This is a genomic window from Protofrankia sp. CiP1_Cm_nod4 (assembly GCF_982290645.1).
Map to the genome: position 1 here is coordinate 3,460 of NZ_CEVIVC010000014.1, position 902 is coordinate 4,361.

At 76.4% G+C, this 902-nt stretch carries 1 protein-coding gene; it reads right to left on the reverse strand.

The annotated features are described in order from the left end of the window. A partial coding sequence (locus AC5LSR_RS04910) for a beta-ketoacyl synthase N-terminal-like domain-containing protein (RefSeq protein ID WP_493468189.1) occupies positions 1-902 on the reverse strand: 902 nt, incomplete at both ends.

Consider the following 902-nt stretch of genomic DNA (forward strand, 5'->3'; position numbering starts at 1 on the left):
TGCTGGCCGTAGGTGGCGAGCAGGGCCTGGGCCTCGATGGGGTCGCCGAGGGTGGTGCCGGTGCCGTGGGCCTCGACGGCGTCGACGTCGGCGGGGGTCAGGCGGGCGTTCGCGAGCGCGGCGTTGATCACCCGCTGCTGGGACGGCCCGCTCGGCGCGGTGAGCTGGCTGCTCGTCCCGTCGGAGTTCACCGCGCTGCCGCGTACCACCGCCAGCACGCGGTGGCCGTGGCGGCGCGCGTCCGACAGCCGCTCCAGCAGCAGAACCCCGGCCCCCTCGGCGAGGCCGAAGCCGTCCGCGGCGGCGGCGAACGCCTTGCACCGGCCGTCGGCGGACAGCGCGCGCTGCCGGGAGAACTCGACGAACGACCGCGGGGTGGGCATCACGGTCACCCCGCCGGCCAGCGCGAGCCCGCACTCGCCGGCCCGCAGCGCCGAGACGGCCAGGTGCAGCGCGACCAGCGACGACGAGCAGGCGGTGTCCACGGTGACGGTCGGGCCCTCGAAACCGAACGAGTACGCCACCCGGCCGGAGGCGACGCTGGTCGTCCCGCCGGTCAGGACGTACCCCTCCAGCGGCTGGATCGCCGCGGGCCCGGCGCCGGCGCCGTAGTCCGAGGCGATCACCCCGACGAACACGCCGGTGTCGGAGCCGCGCAGCGTCGTCGGGTTGATCCCGGCGTGTTCCAGCGCCTCCCAGGCGGTCTCCAGCAGCAGCCGCTGCTGCGGCTCGGCCGCCAGCGCCTCACGCGGGGAGATGCCGAAGAACGCGGCGTCGAAGTCGCCCGCGTCGGGCAGGAAGCCACCCTCGCGGGAGTAGGTGGCGCCGGGCCGCGCCGGGTCGGGGTCGTAGCGGTCGTCGAGGTTCCAGCCGCGGTCCGCCGGCGGTGGGCCGACCACGTC